The organism is Duganella sp. HH101, assembly GCF_001758795.1.
Taxonomy (GTDB): Bacteria; Pseudomonadota; Gammaproteobacteria; order Burkholderiales; family Burkholderiaceae_D; genus Rugamonas; species Rugamonas rivuli.
The window spans coordinates 120,086-137,813 of sequence record NZ_LRON01000011.1; the positions used below are offsets into that span (position 1 = coordinate 120,086).

Annotated in this window: 13 protein-coding genes; 11 read left to right on the plus strand and 2 right to left on the minus strand. The window is 64.7% G+C overall.

The features are described 5' to 3' along the window. Positions 1-275: 275 nt before the first annotated feature. The 9 genes from DUGA2_RS18580 (at position 276) to DUGA2_RS18620 (ending at position 12,862) form a co-directional block, all read left to right on the plus strand. Positions 276-1,580 (plus strand): MFS transporter, encoded by a 1,305-nt coding sequence (locus tag DUGA2_RS18580; RefSeq protein ID WP_070270972.1) that lies wholly within the window; start codon positions 276-278, stop codon positions 1,578-1,580. Between the two features lie 9 nt (positions 1,581-1,589). Next, a complete protein-coding gene (nirB, locus tag DUGA2_RS18585; RefSeq protein ID WP_070270973.1) occupies positions 1,590-4,133 on the plus strand; it encodes a nitrite reductase large subunit NirB in 2,544 nt (847 codons plus the stop codon). A gap of 10 nt (positions 4,134-4,143) precedes the next feature. Next, positions 4,144-4,491 (plus strand): nitrite reductase small subunit NirD, encoded by a 348-nt coding sequence (gene nirD, locus DUGA2_RS18590; protein WP_070270974.1) that lies wholly within the window; start codon positions 4,144-4,146, stop codon positions 4,489-4,491. After that, a complete protein-coding gene (locus DUGA2_RS18595; RefSeq protein WP_070270975.1) occupies positions 4,488-5,702 on the plus strand; it encodes an NAD(P)/FAD-dependent oxidoreductase in 1,215 nt (404 codons plus the stop codon). The genes nirD and DUGA2_RS18595 overlap by 4 nt, the downstream gene beginning before the upstream one ends. A gap of 18 nt (positions 5,703-5,720) precedes the next feature. Further along, positions 5,721-8,444: a nitrate reductase gene (locus DUGA2_RS18600; protein ID WP_070270976.1), complete on the plus strand. Its 2,724-nt coding sequence runs from the start codon at positions 5,721-5,723 to the stop codon at positions 8,442-8,444. 51 nt (positions 8,445-8,495) lie between these two features. Further along, positions 8,496-9,866, plus strand: coding sequence for a glutamine synthetase family protein (locus tag DUGA2_RS18605; RefSeq protein ID WP_070270977.1), 1,371 nt, complete (start codon positions 8,496-8,498; stop codon positions 9,864-9,866). Between the two features lie 106 nt (positions 9,867-9,972). Then, positions 9,973-11,094, plus strand: a complete 1,122-nt coding sequence (locus tag DUGA2_RS18610) for an ABC transporter ATP-binding protein (RefSeq protein ID WP_070270978.1) — start codon at positions 9,973-9,975, stop codon at positions 11,092-11,094. A 14-nt stretch (positions 11,095-11,108) separates the two neighbouring features. Then, entirely contained in the window at positions 11,109-12,020 is a 912-nt protein-coding gene (locus DUGA2_RS18615; RefSeq protein WP_070270979.1) for an ABC transporter permease subunit, read from the plus strand. After that, positions 12,017-12,862, plus strand: coding sequence for an ABC transporter permease (locus tag DUGA2_RS18620; protein WP_070270980.1), 846 nt, complete (start codon positions 12,017-12,019; stop codon positions 12,860-12,862). Before DUGA2_RS18615 ends, DUGA2_RS18620 begins: the two co-directional genes overlap by 4 nt. Here the strand turns inward: DUGA2_RS18620 and DUGA2_RS18625 are convergent. Both DUGA2_RS18625 and DUGA2_RS18630 read right to left on the minus strand, forming a co-directional pair. Beyond that, positions 12,859-14,004, minus strand: coding sequence for an MFS transporter (locus DUGA2_RS18625; protein WP_070270981.1), 1,146 nt, complete (start codon positions 14,002-14,004; stop codon positions 12,859-12,861). The genes DUGA2_RS18620 and DUGA2_RS18625 overlap by 4 nt on opposite strands. Beyond that, a complete protein-coding gene (locus DUGA2_RS18630; RefSeq protein ID WP_070270982.1) occupies positions 14,001-15,512 on the minus strand; it encodes a PLP-dependent aminotransferase family protein in 1,512 nt (503 codons plus the stop codon). The genes DUGA2_RS18625 and DUGA2_RS18630 overlap by 4 nt, the downstream gene beginning before the upstream one ends. Before the next feature lie 75 nt (positions 15,513-15,587). On the opposite strand from DUGA2_RS18630, the gene DUGA2_RS18635 reads away from it, so the two are divergent. Next, positions 15,588-16,340: a gamma-glutamyl-gamma-aminobutyrate hydrolase family protein gene (locus tag DUGA2_RS18635; RefSeq protein WP_070270983.1), complete on the plus strand. Its 753-nt coding sequence runs from the start codon at positions 15,588-15,590 to the stop codon at positions 16,338-16,340. A 15-nt stretch (positions 16,341-16,355) separates the two neighbouring features. Next, positions 16,356-17,726: a glutamine synthetase family protein gene (locus DUGA2_RS18640; RefSeq protein ID WP_070270984.1), complete on the plus strand. Its 1,371-nt coding sequence runs from the start codon at positions 16,356-16,358 to the stop codon at positions 17,724-17,726. The last annotated feature ends 2 nt before the right edge of the window (positions 17,727-17,728 follow it).

The following is a 17,728-nucleotide window of genomic DNA, read 5'->3' on the forward strand; positions in this document are numbered from 1 at the left end:
CACCGCCGGCGCGCACCGATAGCGTGCAATCGTGCACCGCAACATGGCATCGCGGCGGCTCGGCCCATGCGCTTGACGCCACTCTCCCTCTGTGGACCGCCTCAATCCGCTCTGGCACGCCTCTTGCAATACAGAGGCTAAGGGATCAACGGCGATCCCCCCGAATACATACGCCGACCCAAAGACGGGTTGGCAGGACAACGGCGTCCGCCCAACCCGGTCTTAGATGATCGTGGCTGCGCGGACGCCTTTTTGTTTTCTGAACGGGATAAAAAATGGCCACCAAAGCTACCAGCATCAAGCTCTTCTCGATCTCAACGCCTCAGATGCGGGCGTTCCACTTGACCTGGATGGCGTTCTTCGTCTGCTTCTTCGCCTGGTTCGCCTGCGCGCCGCTGATGCCGGTGATTAAAGGTGAATTCGGCCTGAGCGTCGCGCAGATCGCCAATATCAACATCGCGGCCGTCGCCATCACCATCCTCGTGCGGCTGGTGGTCGGCCCGCTGTGCGACCACTTCGGCCCGCGCAAAACCTATACGGGCTTGCTGCTGCTGGGTTCCATCCCGGTGATCGGCGTCGCCTTTGCGCAGAGCTACGAGAGCTTCCTGTTCTTCCGCCTTGGGATCGGCGCGGCCGGCGCCAGCTTCGTCATCACGCAGTACCACACCTCGGTGATGTTCGCGCCTAAGGTCGTGGGCACCGCCAACGCGGCAGCCGCAGGCTGGGGCAATGCGGGCGGCGGCGTGGCGCAAGCCGTGATGCCGCTGCTGATGACCGCCATGGTCATGCTGGGCGTGAGCGAGGGTTTCGGCTGGCGCGCGGCGCTGATCGTGCCGGGCGTGCTGATGATCGTCATGGCCGGCGTGTACTACCGCTTTACGCAGGACTGCCCGCAAGGGAACTTCAGCGAACTGCGCGCAGCAGGCATCGCCATCGACGGCGGCAAGAAAGGGGGCTGGGATTCGTTCAAACTGGCCTCCGCCAACTATCGCGTATGGCTGCTGTTCATCACCTACGGCGCCTGCTTCGGCATCGAGATCTTCATCCACAACATCGCCGCCATCTACTACGTCGACCACTTCAAGCTGACGCTGGCGCAGGCAGGCATGGCGGCGGGCAGCTTCGGCTTGTTGGCGTTGTTCGCCCGTGCGCTGGGCGGCTGGGTGTCGGACAAATTCGCCGCCACCGGCAACCTGAATAACCGCGTCACGCTGCTGTTCGTGCTGATGCTGGGCGAAGGCGCCGGCCTGCTGATGTTCGCCAACGCCGGCACCGCCGCGCTTGCCATAGCCGCCATGCTGGTATTCGGCCTGTTCACCCACATGGCCTGCGGCGCGACCTACGCCATCGTGCCCTTCGTCGACAAACGCGCCCTGGGCGGCGTGGCCGGCATCATCGGCGCCGGCGGCAACGTCGGCGCCGTCGCTGCGGGCTTCCTGATGAAAGGCCTGGGCAACACGCAGCAGACGCTGAGCATCCTGGGCATCGTCGTCGCCGCATCCGCGCTGTGCGCGCTGGCGGCCCGCTTCAGCAGCAGCGCCGTCGAAGAAACCGCCATCGCATCCAAGCTGGCAGCCTAAGAGGACATCATGAAAATTATCGTTATCGGTCATGGCATGGTCGGCCACAAGTTCCTGGAAAGCCTGGCCAACAGCGGCGCCGCCCATCTGCAAGTGACGGTGCTGTGCGAAGAGCCTCGTCCCGCGTATGACCGCGTGCACCTGTCTGAATTCTTCTCCGGTAAATCGGCGGAAGACCTGTCGCTGGTGAAGCCTGGCTTCTTCGACCGCGACGACATGGTGCTGCGCCTTAATACCCGGGCCACCGGCATCGACACCGCCCGCAAGACCGTCACCACCGCCGACGGCAATGTGCTGGACTACGACAAGCTGGTGATCGCCACCGGCTCCTTCCCCTTCGTGCCGCCGCTGCCGGGCAGGGAGCGCAAGGACTGCTTCGTCTACCGCACCATTGAAGACCTGGAAGCGATGCTCGAATGCGGCAAGCGCTCGAAGACCGGTGTGGTCATCGGCGGCGGCCTGCTGGGCCTCGAATGCGCCAAGGCCTTGCGTGACATGAAGCTCGACACCCACGTAGTCGAATTCTCGCCGCGCCTCATGGCGGTGCAGGTGGACGACGGCGGCGCGCGCGTGCTGCGCCGTAAGATCGAAGAACTGGGCGTGACCGTCCACACGGGTAAGAACACCACCGCCATCGTCGATGGCGTCGACGGCAAGGAAGGTGGACGTCAGCGCCTGGAGTTCGCCGACGGCGGCTATCTGGACGCCGACATGATCGTGTTCTCGGCCGGCATCCGCCCACGCGACATGCTGGCCCGCGAGAGCGGCCTGACGATCGGCCCACGCGGTGGTATCGAGATCAACAACAACTGCGTCACCTCCGACCCGGACGTCTACGCCATCGGCGAATGCGCGCTGTGGGGCGGCTTGATCTTCGGCCTGGTGGCGCCGGGCTATGAGATGGCGCGCGTCGCGGCCAAGCATATGCTGGGCGAAGCGGCGGAATTCGCCGGCGCCGACATGAGCACCAAGCTGAAACTGATGGGCGTGGACGTGGCCAGCATCGGCGACCCGCACGGCAAGGTCGAAGGCAGCCGTTCCTACCAGTTCACCGACGAGCGCAAACAGATCTACAAGAAAATCGTCGTCTCCGATTGCGGCAAGTACCTGCTGGGAGGCGTGATGGTGGGCGACGCCAGCGAGTACGGCACGCTGCTGCAAATGATGTTGAACAAAATCGAACTGCCGGAGTCGCCGGAGTTCCTGATCCTGCCGCAATCGGATGGCGCGGCCAAACCAGGCCTGGGCGTGGATGCTCTGCCGGATGGCGCGCAGATCTGCTCCTGCAACGACGTGTCGAAAGGTTCGTTGTGTGCAGCGGTGGCGGGCGGCGCCACCACCATCGGCGAACTGAAAAGCTGCACCAACGCCGGCACCTCCTGCGGCGGCTGCGTGCCGCTGGTGACGCAGGTGATGAAGGCCGAGATGAAAAAGCTCGGCATGGCCGTCAACAACCACGTCTGCGAGCACTTCGCGTATTCGCGCCAGGAGCTGTTCCACCTGATTAAAGTCGGCCAGATCAAGAGCTTCGGCGACCTGCTGTCCAAGCACGGCAAGGGCCTCGGTTGCGACGTCTGCAAACCGCTGGCGGCCAGTATCCTGGCGTCGGTGTGGAACGACTTCGTGCTGAAGAAGGAACACGCCAGCCTGCAGGACACCAACGACTACTTCCTCGGCAATATCCAGAAGGACGGCACCTACTCGGTGGTGCCGCGCATGCCGGGCGGCGAAGTGACGGCCGATGGCCTGATCGCGGTCGGCATGGTCGCCAAGAAGTACCAGCTGTACACCAAGATCACCGGTGGCGCCCGCGTCGACCTGTTCGGCGCCCGCGTCGAGCAGCTGCCGCTGATCTGGGAAGAGCTGATCGCCGCCGGCTTCGAATCCGGCCACGCCTACGGCAAGTCGCTGCGCACGGTGAAATCCTGCGTCGGCTCGACCTGGTGCCGCTATGGCGTCGACGATTCCATCGGCCTGGCGATCGAACTGGAAAACCGCTACAAGGGCCTGCGCACGCCGCACAAGATCAAGTTCGGCGTATCCGGCTGCACCCGCGAGTGCGCCGAAGCGCAGGGCAAGGACGTGGGCGTCATCGCCACCGAAAAAGGCTGGAACCTGTACGTATGCGGCAACGGCGGCATGAAGCCGCGCCACGCCGAGCTGTTGGCGACGGACCTGGACAAGGCCACGCTGGTCCAGTACATCGACCGCTTTCTGATGTTCTACACCCGCACCGGCGACCGCCTGCAACGCACCAGCGTATGGCGCGAGAACCTGGAAGGCGGCCTGGATTACCTGAAGCAGGTCGTCGTCAACGACAAGCTGGGCATAGCCGCCGAGCTGGAAGCAGACATGCAGCACCTGGTCGACACCTACGCGTGCGAGTGGAAGGAAGCTGTCGAGAACCCGGAAACCCGCAAGCGTTTCCGCCACTTCGTCAACAGCGAAAAGGGCGACGAGAACGTGCTGTTCATGGAAGAACGCGGCCAGATTCGTCCGGCCACCGTGGAAGAGCGCAAGCGCGTGATTCCCATCGCAGTCAAGGCAGCTTGAGGAGAAGATTATGCATCGCGATATTCAAACCGATAACTGGATCGCCGTCTGCAACCTGGACGACATCGTGCCCAACACCGGCGTGTGCGCCTTGCTGAACAAACAGCAGGTCGCCGTGTTCCATGTGGACGACGGCAGCGCGCGCGTGTTCGCCATCGATAACTACGATCCGAATTCCGAGGCGTCCGTGCTGTCGCGTGGACTGGTGGGCAACCTGGGCGAGCGCATCGTGGTCGCCTCGCCGATCTACAAGCAGCACTTCGACCTGCAAACGGGCGAGTGCCTGGAAGCGCCGGAACATTCGGTCGCCACCTATCCTGCCCGCATCGACGGCGGCAAAGTGTGGGTAGGCCTGTGAAACCCGCGCTGGTCGTGATCGGTAACGGCATGGCCGGCATGCGCACGGTCGAGGAGCTGCACAAGCTGGCGCCGGACATGTACGACATCACCGTGTTCGGCGCCGAGCCGCACGGTAACTACAATCGCATCCTGCTGTCGCCTGTACTGGCGGGCGAGAAGAGCATGGAAGACATCATGCTCAACACCCGCGAATGGTACGTCCAGCATGGCATCACGCTGCATGCTGGCGATCCGGTCGAACACATCGACCGCCGCAAGCGCATCGTGCGCGCCCGCTCCGGTCTGGAAGTCCGCTACGACCGCCTGCTGATCGCCACCGGTTCCAAGCCCTTCATCATCCCCGTGCCCGGCCACCAGTTGCCCGGCGTGCTGGCCTTCCGCGATATCCAGGACGTGGAGAGCATGCTGGCGATGGCACGCGATCACCGTCACGCAGTGGTGATCGGCGGTGGACTGCTGGGCCTTGAGGCGGCTAACGGCCTGCAACGGCAAGGCATGTCCGTCACCGTGGTCCATGTGACCGACGCGCTGATGAACCAGCAGCTCGATAAACCGGCAGCGCTGCTGCTGCAAAAAGCGCTGGAAGCGAAGGGCCTGAAGTTCATGATGAGCGCGCAGACCGCCGAAATCGTCGGCCCTGACCGCGTGCGCGCGGTGCGCTTCAAGGACAACAGCGAAATTCCTGCGGACCTGGTGGTGATGACCGCCGGCGTGCGTCCCAACATCGACCTGGCCAAGTCGGCCGGCCTGCATTGCGAACGCGCCATCGTTGTCGACGACACGCTGCAAACCTACGACCCACGCGTGTACGCCGTCGGTGAATGCGTGCAGCACCGCAGCGCCACCTTTGGCCTGGTGGCGCCGATCTGGGATCAGGCGCGTGTCTGCGGCGCACACCTGGCCGGCGCCGGCGTGCGCCGCTACGTGCAGCAGACATCGCCGACACGCCTGAAAGTGACCGGCGTGGACCTGTATTCGGTCGGCGACTTCGTCGGCGGCGAAGGCAGCGAAGACCTGGTGCTGCGCGATGCGCGGCGCGGCGTCTACAAACGTCTTGTACTGAAGGACGGCCGCGTCACCGGCGCCGTGCTGTATGGCGACGTCAAGGACGGCCCCTGGTACTTCAACCTGATCCAGAACCGCACCGACATTACGCCGATCCGGCAAAACCTGTTGTTTGGCGAGGCGCTTTCCGCGCGCGCCGCATGATTTGAGCGAGCAAGCATCTTGAACCTGTCCACCGACCATCTGGCAGTACGCACCACATGCGCCTATTGCGGCGTAGGCTGCGGCGTGCAGGCGACGCCCAAGACCGACGGCACGATAGCCATCGCCGGCGACAAACTGCACCCGGCTAACAAGGGCCGCCTGTGCGTCAAGGGTTCCGCCCTGGGCGAGACTGTGGGCCTGGAAGGGCGCCTGCTGTATCCGCAGGTGCGCGATGCCGGCGGCCTGCGGCGCGTATCGTGGGACGATGCGCTGGACAAGGTGGCCGGTACATGGCGCTCCATCATCGCCGAGCATGGGCCGGACGCGGTGGCGCTGTACGTATCCGGCCAGCTGCTGACCGAGGATTACTATGTCGCCAACAAACTGATGAAGGGTTATGTCGGCAGCGCCAACATCGACACCAACTCGCGGCTGTGCATGTCGTCGGCGGTGGCCGGCTACAAGCGCGCCTTCGGTGAAGACCTGGTGCCGCTGTGCTACGACGACCTGGAACTGGCCGACATGGTGGTGCTGGTCGGTTCCAACACCGCGTGGTGCCATCCCATCCTGTTCCAGCGCATCCTCAAGGCCAAGGAGAGCCGGCCGGAGATGAAGATCGTCGTCATCGATCCGCGCCGCACCGCCACCTGCGAGCTGGCCGACCTGCACCTGCCGGTCAAGGCGGGGACGGACGTGTGGCTGTTCAATGGCTTGCTGAGCTATCTGGCGCGCATCGGCGCGGTCGATCCGTCCTTCGTCGGCGAGCACACCAACGGTCTTGACGCGGCGCTGGAAACGGCCAACATCGATTGCAGCGATCCCGCCGCCGTGGCCAAGATCTGCCGCATCGAGCTGCCGGTGCTGATGGAGTTCTACGAATCCTTCGCCGCCACGCGCAAGACCATCACCGCGTTTTCGATGGGCGTCAATCAATCGTCGGCCGGCACCGACAAGGTCAACGCCATCATCAACTGCCACCTGATCGGCGGCCGTATCGGCAAGCCGGGCATGGGGCCGTTCTCGATCACCGGCCAGCCCAACGCCATGGGCGGCCGCGAAGTGGGCGGCCTGGCCAATATGCTGGCCGCGCACATGGACCTGGACCGCGCCGACCATCGCGACGTGGTGCAGACTTTCTGGGACTCTCCATCCATCGCCGCCAGGCCTGGCCTGAAGGCGGTCGATCTGTTCCGCGCCATCGAGGCGGGGACCGTCAAGGCAGTGTGGGTGATCGCCACCAATCCCCTGGTCAGCCTGCCGGACGCGGACCAGGTGCGCCGCGCGCTGGAGAAGTGCAAGCTGGTGGTCGCCACCGACATCATGCAGAACACCGACACCAACGCCTATGCCGACGTGCTGCTGCCCGCGCTGGGCTGGGGCGAGAAGGACGGCACCGTCACCAATTCCGAGCGCCGCATATCGCGCCAACGTGCCTTCCTGCCCGCGCCCGGCGAGGCGCTGCCGGATTGGAAGATCCTGTCGCTGTTCGCGCAGCGCATGGGTTATGGCGGCTTCGATTTCTGCGGCGCCCACGGCGTGTTCGACGAGCATGCGCGGTTGAGCGGCTTCCGCAACGCCGTCGGCGACGTGCCGCGCGCGTTCGACATGTCCGGCCTGGCCGGACTGAATCAGCGCGAGTACGATGAACTGGAGCCGACCCAATGGCCGGTGCGCCGCACCGCCTCCGGCGAACTGCAAACGGAAGCCCGCCTGTTCAAGGACAACGTGTACGCCCACGCAGACGGCAAGGCGCGCTTCATCGCCACCGCCACGCGCGCGCCGGCCAACGCCGTCAGCGAGGACTTCCCGCTGTCGCTCAACACCGGCCGCGTGCGCGACCAGTGGCACACGATGACGCGCACCGGTAAATCCGCCACGCTGGCCGACCACATCGCCGAGTCCTTCGTCGACATCCACCCGCAGGACGCGCTGCTGCACGGCGTGCGCGAGGGCGAACTGGCGCGCGTCAGTTCGGAGTGGGGTGCGATGGTGGCGCGCGTGCAGCACGGCGGCGGCATTCCGCGCGGCAGCGTGTTCATTCCCATCCACTGGTCGGGCCAGACCTCGTCCGACGCCCGCGTCGGCGCGCTGGTCAATCCAGTGGTCGATCCGGTCTCCGGCGAGCCGGAATTCAAGCACACGCCGGTGCGCATCGAGCAGTTCCGCGTGAACTGGCACGGCTTCATCCTCAGCCGCACCGAGATGAGCCTGGACAGCGTGGCCCACTGGACGCGGATACAGGGCCGCGAATTCGCCCGCTACGAGCTGGCCGGCCGCAACACCATCATGGACTTCAGCGACTGGGCGCGCACGCTGCTGGGCGTGCAGGACCTGGATGCGGACTGGCTCGAGTACGAAGACCGCACCGCCGGCGTGTATCGCGCCGTGCATGTGGTGAACGACCGCATCGAGCAGTGCATCTTCCTGTCGCCGCGCCAGGACATGCCGTCGCGCGCGTGGCTGGCCAGCCTGTTCGTCAAGCAGGAGCTCAGCGAAATCGACCGCGTCGGCCTGCTGGTCGGCATGCCGGTCGAGAAGGGCGCCGATACCGGGCCTACCGTGTGCTCCTGCTTCGGCGTGGGCCGCAACACCATCTGCAACGCCATCATCGAAAAAGACCTGAAGACGGTGCCGGAAGTGACGGCCTGCCTCAAGGCGGGCGGCAACTGCGGTTCCTGCGTCCCGGAGATCAAGAAAATTCTTGTGCAAACCCGTGTGGAGGCTGCGGAAGAAAGGTTGTAAACATGGTAAATTAGACTATCGATCGCTTGATCACGACCACAGAGAGCGAACATGTCTATCCGTGAAAATTTCTCCGATGCCGATATGGACCAGTGGCTCAACGAGAATCGCGTCACTGAAATCGAATGCCTGGTGCCCGATCTGACGGGCGTGGCGCGCGGGAAGATCCTGCCGCGGGCCAAATTCACCCAGGAGCGCGGCATGCGCATCCCCGAGGCGGTGCTGGGCATGACCGTCACCGGCAACTACCCGACCGAGGACGCGGCCTACGACCGCGCCATCTCATCCACCGACCGCGACATGATTCTGCGCGCGGACCCCGGCAGCATCACCAAAGTCCCGTGGGCCATCGATCCGACCGCGCAAGTCATCCACGATTGCTACTTCGCCGACGGCACGCTGGTCGATTTCGCCCCGCGTTCGGTGTTGCGGCGTGTGCTCAAGCTGTACGCCGACAAAGGCTGGACGCCGGTGGTGGGGCCGGAGCTGGAGTTCTACCTGACCGAGAAGAACATCGATCCCGACCTGCCGCTGAAGGCGCCGGTGGGCCGCAGCGGCCGCGCCGAGACCAGCCGCCAGGTCTACAGCATCGACGCCGTCAACGAGTTCGATCCGCTGTTCGAGGACATCTACGACTACTGCGCGCTGATGAATCTCGATGTCGACACGCTGATCCACGAAACCGGCGCCGGCCAGATGGGCCTGAACTTCCAGCACGGCGACCCGCTGGCCCTGGCCGACAACGTCTTCTACTTCAAGCGCACCTTGCGCGAGGCGGCGCTCAAGCACGATATGTACGCGACCTTCATGGCCAAGCCGATGGCGGGCGAGCCGGGATCGGCGATGCATGTGCACCAGAGCGTAAGCGACGCCGCCACCGGCCGCAATATCTTCAGCGCGGCGGACGGTTCGCCGTCGGCCCACTTCCGCCACTACATCGGCGGCCTGCAGCGCTACACGCCGTCGGCGATGGCGATCATGGCGCCGTATGTGAACTCCTACCGCCGCATCGTGCGCCACACGGCCGCGCCGATCAACATCCAGTGGGGCATCGACAACCGCACCGTGGGCTTCCGCATTCCGATCTCGGGCGTCGAGCAGCGCCGGGTGGAAAACCGCATCATCGGCGCCGACGCCAATCCCTACCTGGCGATGGCGGTGACGCTGGCCTGCGGCTATCTCGGCCTGGTGGACCAGCTGGAGCCGACCGCCATGACCACCGGCAGCGCCTACGACCATCTGTACGAGCTGCCGCAAGGGCTGCCGCAGGCGCTGGAGCTGCTGCGGCGCGAGGACCGGCTGCGCGACGTGCTGGGCGAGCGCTTCATCGACGTCTACACGGCGATCAAGGAGCTGGAGCACCAGGAGTTCATGACCGTCATCAGCCCGTGGGAGCGGGAACACCTGCTGTTGCATGTGTGATTGCGTCATTTATAATGACGGGTTCGACAAAGCGCGCGGCCTGCGGTCGGCCTGCTATTCACGGGTTTTCCCGTAATATTATTAATATCATTTATATTTTAATAACATGACCCAAGAGCGAGAACCCTTCCTGCTGATCCGCAACCTGGTTAAGGAATTCGACGGCGTCCGCGCCGTCAACGATGTGTCGGTGGCGATCAACAAGGGCGAGATCTTTGCGCTGCTGGGTAGTTCCGGCTGCGGCAAGTCCACGCTGCTGCGCATGCTGGCCGGTTTCGAAACGCCGACCCAGGGCCAGATCACGCTGGGCGGCAAGGACATCGTCGGCGTGCCGCCATACGAGCGCCCGATCAATATGATGTTCCAGTCGTACGCGCTGTTCCCGCACCTGACGGTGTGGGACAACATCGCCTTCGGCCTGCGCCGCGACGGTCTGCCGAAGGACGAAATCGCCGCCCGCGTGGAGCAGATGCTGGCGCTGGTGCAGCTGACCGCCTACGGCAAGCGCAAGCCGCACCAGCTGTCAGGCGGCCAGCAGCAGCGCGTGGCGCTGGCGCGCAGCCTGGCCAAGCGTCCGCAGTTGCTGCTGCTGGACGAGCCGCTGGGCGCCCTGGACAAGAAGCTGCGCGAACGCACGCAGATGGAACTGGTCGGCATCATCGAGGAAGTGGGCGTGACCTGCGTGATGGTGACGCACGACCAGGACGAAGCCATGAGCATGGCGACCCGCATCGCGGTGATGAGCGAAGGCCGCATCCTGCAGGTGGGCGCGCCGGGCGAAATCTACGAAACGCCGAACTGCCGCTTCGTCGCGGACTTCATCGGCAGCGTCAATATGTTCAACGGCAGCGTGGCGGTCGATGAGCCGGACCACGTCATCATCGAAACGCCGGAAGGCCGCCACTACGTCACCCACGGCATCACCGGCACGATGGGCATGGCGGTGTCGGTGGCCGTGCGTCCCGAGAAGATCGCCGTGCAGGCCGAGGCGCCGACCGCGGCGCAGCGCGCCAACGCCAGCGAGGATGGCTACAACTGCGTGCAGGGCACGATCACGGCCATGGCCTACTTCGGCAACGAGACGCTGTACCACGTGCGCCTCGACAGCGGCATGCAGCTCAAGGTTTCGCGCACCAACGCGGCCCGCCATGACGATTCGGCGCTCAAGCGCGACCAGCGCGTCTACGCCTGGTGGGACGGCGCCGACGTCGTCGTGCTGACCAGCTAAGGCGGAGCGCAGCCATGAAATTTCTCAAGAACCTGCTGACCGGGCGCTGGCTCACCGGCCGCAACGTGGTGATCGCCGTGCCTTTCCTGTGGCTGACGTTCGCCTTCCTGGTGCCGTTCCTGATCGTGATGCGCATCAGTTTCACCGAGGCGGACGCCGGCGGCAATCCCTTCGGCACGCTGATGACGCTGGCCGACGGCGTCATCACGCTCAAGGTCAAGGTCTCCAACTACCTGTTCATCGCGCAGGATGAGCTGTATGCGATCACCTACCTGAACTCCATCAAGTTCGCCGCCATCACGGCCTCGCTGTGCCTGATCATCGGCTATCCGTTCGCCTACTTCATGGCGCGCGCCAAGCCTACCGTTCGCCCGGTGCTGCTGATGATGGTGATGATGCCGTTCTGGACCTCCTTCCTGCTGCGCATCTACGCATGGAAGGGCATCCTGGCCAACAACGGCATCCTGAACCACTTCCTGATCAGCATGGGCTTCATCAGCGAGCCGCTGCATCTGATGAACACGCAGTTCTCGCTCATCATCGGCATGGTGTACGCCTACCTGCCGTTCATGATCCTGCCGCTGTACGCCAACCTGGTGAAGATGGACCTGCGCTTCCTGGAAGCGGCGGCCGACCTGGGCGCGACGCCGATGCAGGCGTTCTGGCGCATCACGGTGCCGCTGTCGAAGTCGGGCATCATCGCCGGCACCATGCTGGTGTTCATCCCGGCAGTGGGCGAGTACGTGATCCCCGAGCTGCTGGGCGGCCCGGAAACGCTGATGATCGGCCGCCAGCTGTGGGACGAGTTCTTCACCAATAACGACTGGCCGCTGGCGTCCTCGGTGACGGTGGTGGTGATCCTGCTGATCCTGGTGCCGATGGCGATCTTCAATAAATACACGGCAGAGCAGGAGGCCCGCCCATGAAAGGACATTCCAATTTCGTGCAGCGCTGGTTCGGGCGCGGCTGGCTGTCGCTGGGTTATCTGTTCCTCTACCTGCCCATCGTGGTGCTGGTGGTGTTCTCGTTTAACAGCTCGCGCCAGGACATGATCTGGAGCGGTTTTTCGACGCAGTGGTATGCGGAGCTGATGAACGACTCGGAAATCATCAGCGGTTTCGGCCTGTCGTTGCGCATCGCGCTGCTGACGGCTTGCGCTTCGGTGGTGCTGGGGACGTTCGCGGCGTTTGTGCTGAACCGCTACCAGCGCTTCGCTGGCCGCACGCTGTTCTCGGGCATGGTCAGCGCGCCGCTGGTGATGCCGGAGGTGATCATCGGCTTGTCGCTGCTGCTGATGCTGGTGTCGGTGCAGAAGGCCTTCGGCTTCCCGGAGCGCGGCCTGGTGACGATCTGGCTCGGCCACACCCTGCTGGGCATGGCCTATGCGGCGGTGGTGGTGCAGTCTCGCCTTCAGGAGATGAACAAGTCGCTGGAGGAAGCTGCGATGGACCTGGGCTGCCGTCCGTACCAGGTGTTCTTCCTGGTGACGCTGCCGAACATCACGCAGGCGCTGGGTTCCGCGTGGCTGCTGACGTTCACGCTGTCGCTGGATGACGTGGTGCTGTCGGCCTTCCTGTCCGGCCCCGGCTCGTCGACGATGCCTATCGTGATCTTTTCGCGTGCGCGTCTTGGCCTCGATCCGCGCGTGAACGCCGTGGCGGCGCTGACCATCCTGGTGGTGTCGATCGGCGTGATCGCATCGAGCCTGTACATCGCCCGCAACGAACGCCTGCGCCAGAAGCAGGTCGCTGCGGCAGCTAAAGGCTAATCCACGTAGCCCTGTTTGTACTCCCACCAGGCGCAGGCGACGAAGATTGCCGCGCCGCACCACAGCACCGCCGGTAGCGCATTGATGCCGGTGGTCTGCATCAACAGCCCTGTCACCAGCGGCCCGCCGCTGCTGGTGATACCCCAACTGGCATTGACCACGGCGCTGGCCGCGACCAGCGATTGGCCCTGGAAGCGCGCGCCGCACGCCACCAGCGACAGCATGTAGATCGCCCCCGCCGTCGCACCCAGCATCAGCAGCAGTATCCACCACAGCCATGGCGTGCCCGCAGCGAAGGGCAGCAGCGGCAGCAGCACGCACACCGCGATGCCGCAGCCGGTGTGCACGCGCCGCCGCCCCACGTGGTCGGCAAGCCAGCCGAAGGCGAATTGCAGCGCGGTGTCGCCGACCAGCACCACCGTGGCCGACAGCAGCGCCAGTTCGGTAACGATGCCCTGGCGGATCGCGTACAGCGGCAGCAGGCTCAGTGCCAGCGTGTCGAACAGCGCGAAGAAGGCCGCACCGACGGCGATCATCGGCATGCGTGGCAGCACCGCGCGCCATGAGACGTGCGGCTCGTTCTCGTCGTGATGAGCGTCGTCGGCGATCAGCGCCATGCCGGGAAGGGCGAGCAGGAACAGCGTACCGCAGGCGGCGAACGGCCACGCTACCTTGCCCTCCAGGCCCGCCACAAGGGCAGGGCCTATCAGCTGGAACAGTGTGAACGCCGTGGTGTACATGGCCACCACGCGGCCTCGCGAGTTGACCGGCGCAAGATGGTTGACCCAAGCCTCGCCGATGGTAAACAGCACACCCATGCAGGCGCCGAACACAAAACGCAGAAGGCCCCACAGCAGCAGGTTGTCGCTCGCTTCCATCAACGCGGTCGAAAGCGCGCTTGCAGCGATAGCGCCTAGCATGCAGCCTCGCGGCCCGTAGCGCGCCACCCAGCGCGAGACGAAAGGCGTGGCGGCCAGGATGCCGAAGGCGCTGGCGGCGGTGATGATGCCGATGATGTCGGTGCCGATGCCACGCTGGTCCAGCCGCAGCGCCGTCAATGGAATGGTCGCGCCCAGACCCAGTCCGACTACGCCGATGCTGCTGACCAGCGCGCAGAAGTCTCGCCAAGGCATGGTCTTCATGCTTGCACCCTGTCTGCAATCAGATCCGCCAGGATACGGCCGTAGTGGGCGATCTTCTCCGGCGTGCAGTAGGCGTAGCCGACCAGCAGGCCACGCCGCGTCGGCTGTGCGAGGTAGTAGGTCGATAGCGCCTTGACGCGGATGTCCGCAGCGGCGGCAGCCGCCTCCAGCGCCACATCGTCGGCGTCGTCGGGCAGCTGTACCACCAGGTGCAGGCCGGATTCTTCGCTGGAGATCGTCACCTTGCCGCCGAGGCGAGGCGTGAGCTGCTGCACCAGCGTGCGGCGCAGCAGCTCGCGGCGGGCGCCGTAGGTCTGGCGTATCTTGCGGATGTGGGTGGTGAAGTGGCCCAGCGCGATAAAGTCCGCCAGCACCGCCTGCACCGTCAGCTGGCCGGGGCGCTGAAGGTCGTACAGCGCGCTCTTGAAGCCATCGACCAGCGCGGGCGGCACCACCAGGTAGCCGACCTTGATGCCGGGGTAGAGCACCTTGGAGAAGGTGCCCATGTAGAGCACGCGGTCGTCGATGTCCAGGCCTTGCAGGGCGGCCAGCGGGCGGCCGGTGTAGCGGAATTCGCTGTCGTAGTCGTCTTCCAGTATCCACGCGTCCTTGCGCACGGCGATGTTCAGCAGCTCGCGCCGGCGGGCCAGGCTCATGACGGAGCCGGTCGGATATTGATGCGACGGCGTGGCGTAGATCAGGCGCGGCTTGGTGGCGAGGTCCGATTCCGTGAGCACCATGCCGTCGTCGTCGACCGCGATCGGATGCAGTTTCAGTTCGCGTGACTGGAACACGCGGCGCGCCCCCCAGTAGCCTGGATCTTCGACCCAGGCGGTGTCGCCGGCATCGGCCAGCAGCTGCGCGCACAGGTCCAGCGATTGCTGCGTGCCAGCCGTGATCATCACCTGGTCCACCGTCACCTTGACGGAGCGCGACAGCCGCAGATATTCGGTGATGGCCTGGCGCAGCGGCAGGTGGCCGCCGGACTGGCCGTAGTCCAGCAGGTCGGTGCGCGCCTCGCGCCAGATGCGGTTCTGCAGCCGTTGCCACAGCTTGAAGGGGAAGGATGAGAAATCGTCCTCGCCCGGCGCGAAGGGCTGGATCTCGAAGCGCGGGCCCGCTGCAAAGCTGGTCAATTCGCGGCCCCGTTTGGACAGGCGCGCGGCGCGGCCCTGCGACGATCCACGCGGCGCCGGCCCGGAGCCGCGCATGCTGGCGCGTTGCGCCTGGAGGTCCGCCACGTAGGTGCCGCTGCCCATCGCGCTGGTGACGTAGCCCTCGGCCGCCAGCTGCTCGAACGCCGCGATCACCGTGTTGCGAGAGATGCCGAGGTCACGCGCCAGGTCGCGGCTGGACGGCAGTTTGCTGCCCGCGCCCAGCAACTGACGGTGGATGGCGCTCTTGGCCGCCTCATACAAACGGCGCTGCTGCGGCAGGCGCGGATGGAAGCCGGATAGGGCCAGCGTTTGGGCCAGCAGATCGGAAGTGGGCGACAGGGGATGCGGCATGATACTCAAAGTGGTTCCATCAATTTTAAACAAGTGGCACTCACAATGATACCAAAATAGGCATATGATGAAGACATGCGTAGCCCAATTGTCATTGTCCCCGCCTGTGTGAACCAGATCGGCGCCCATGCCAACCACACGGCCCAGTTCAAATATGTCGCCGCAGTGGCCGACGGGGCGGGCTGCACGCCGCTCATCATGCCGGCCCTGGGCGCGGCCACGGATTTCGAAGCGCTGCTGGCGCTGGCCGACGGCGTCATGCTGACCGGTTCACCCTCCAACGTACACGCCGGCCTGTATGGGCAGGAAGTGCTGGAACCATCGCTGCCGCAGGACGCGGCGCGCGACGCCACCACGCTGCCTTTCATTCGGGCGGCGCTTAAGCGCGGCATACCGCTGCTGGCGATATGCCGCGGCTTCCAGGAAGTGAACGTGGCGCTGGGCGGCACGCTGCACCAGGCGGTGCACAACGTGGCCGGCATGGCCGACCACCGCGAGCGCAAGGACCAGCCTTTGGCACAGCAATACGCAGCGTCGCATCGCGTGCTGCTGGAGCCGGACGGCCAACTGGCGCGCATCCTGGGTGGCGCTGCCGAGATCATGGTCAATTCGCTGCATGGCCAGGGCATCGCCCAACTGGCGCCATCGCTGGCCGTGGAAGCACGCGCCGACGACGGCCTGGTGGAAGCCTACCGCGTAGCAGACGCCAGGAGTTTCGCGCTCGCGGTACAGTGGCACCCAGAGTGGCGCCTGACGGAGAACCCCGATTCCGTCAAATTATTCAAGGCCTTCGGCGAGGCCTGCCGCAACTATAAAAATCAACGCTAAAAAAGAGAGAGAACCATGGCAATCCGCGAAAATTTTACTTATACCGACATGGACCTGTGGCTCAACGAGAAGCACGTCACCGAAATCGAATGCCTGGTCCCCGACTTGACCGGCGTGGCACGCGGGAAGATCCTCCCGCGCGGTAAGTTCACCCAGGAGCGCGGCATGCGCATCCCCGAAGCGGTGCTGGGCATGACCGTGACCGGCAATTACCCGGTGGAAGACGCAGGCTACGACCGCGCCATCTCCACCACCGACCGCGACATGATACTGAAGGCCGATCCGACCACCATCACCATGGTGCCGTGGGCCACCGATCCGACCGCGCAAGTCATCCACGACTGCTACTTCTCCGACGGTCGCCTGGTCGATTTCGCGCCGCGCTCCGTGCTGCGCCGCGTATTGAAGCTGTATGCGGACAAGGGGTGGAAGCCAGTGGTGGCGCCGGAACTGGAGTTCTACCTGACCGCCAAGAACAGCGATCCCGATCTGCCTTTGAAACCGCCTATCGGCCGCAGCGGCCGTGCGGAAACCAGCCGCCAGGTCTACAGCATCGACGCGGTGAACGAATTCGATCCGCTGTTCGAAGACATCTACGACTACTGCGACCTGATGAACCTCGACGTCGACACGCTGATTCACGAAATCGGCGCCGGCCAGATGGAGATCAACTTCCTGCACGGCGATCCGCTCGGCCTGGCCGACAAGGTGTTCTTCTTCAAGCGCACCTTGCGCGAGGCGGCGCTCAAGCACGATATGTATGCGACCTTCATGGCCAAGCCGATGGCGGGCGAGCCGGGTTCCGCGATGCACGTGCACCAGAGCGTGGTCGATCTCAAGACCGGCAAGAACATCTTCAGCGCCGAAGACGGTTCGGCCGCGCCGATCTTCAAGCACTACATCGGCGGCCTGCAACGCTACATGCCGTCGGCGATGGCGATCGTCGCGCCGTATGTGAACTCCTACCGCCGCATCGTGCGCCACACGGCGGCGCCGATCAACATCCAGTGGGGCATGGACAACCGCACCGTCGGTTTCCGCGTGCCGGAATCGGGCGTGCAGGATCGCCGCGTGGAGAACCGCATCATCGGCGCCGACGCCAACCCGTACCTGGCGCTGGCCGTCACGCTGGCCTGCGGCTATCTCGGCATGACCGAGCAGCTGGAACCGACGCCGATGACCGTAGGCAGCGCCTACGATTTGATGGTCGAACTGCCGCAAGGCTTGCCGGAAGCGCTGCAACTGCTGCGCGGCGAGGACAAGCTGCGCAGCGTTCTGGGAGACCGCTTCATCGATGTCTACTCCGCCATCAAGGATCTGGAACATCAGGAATTCATGACCGTCATCAGCCCGTGGGAGCGCGAGCACCTGCTGCTGCACGTCTAATT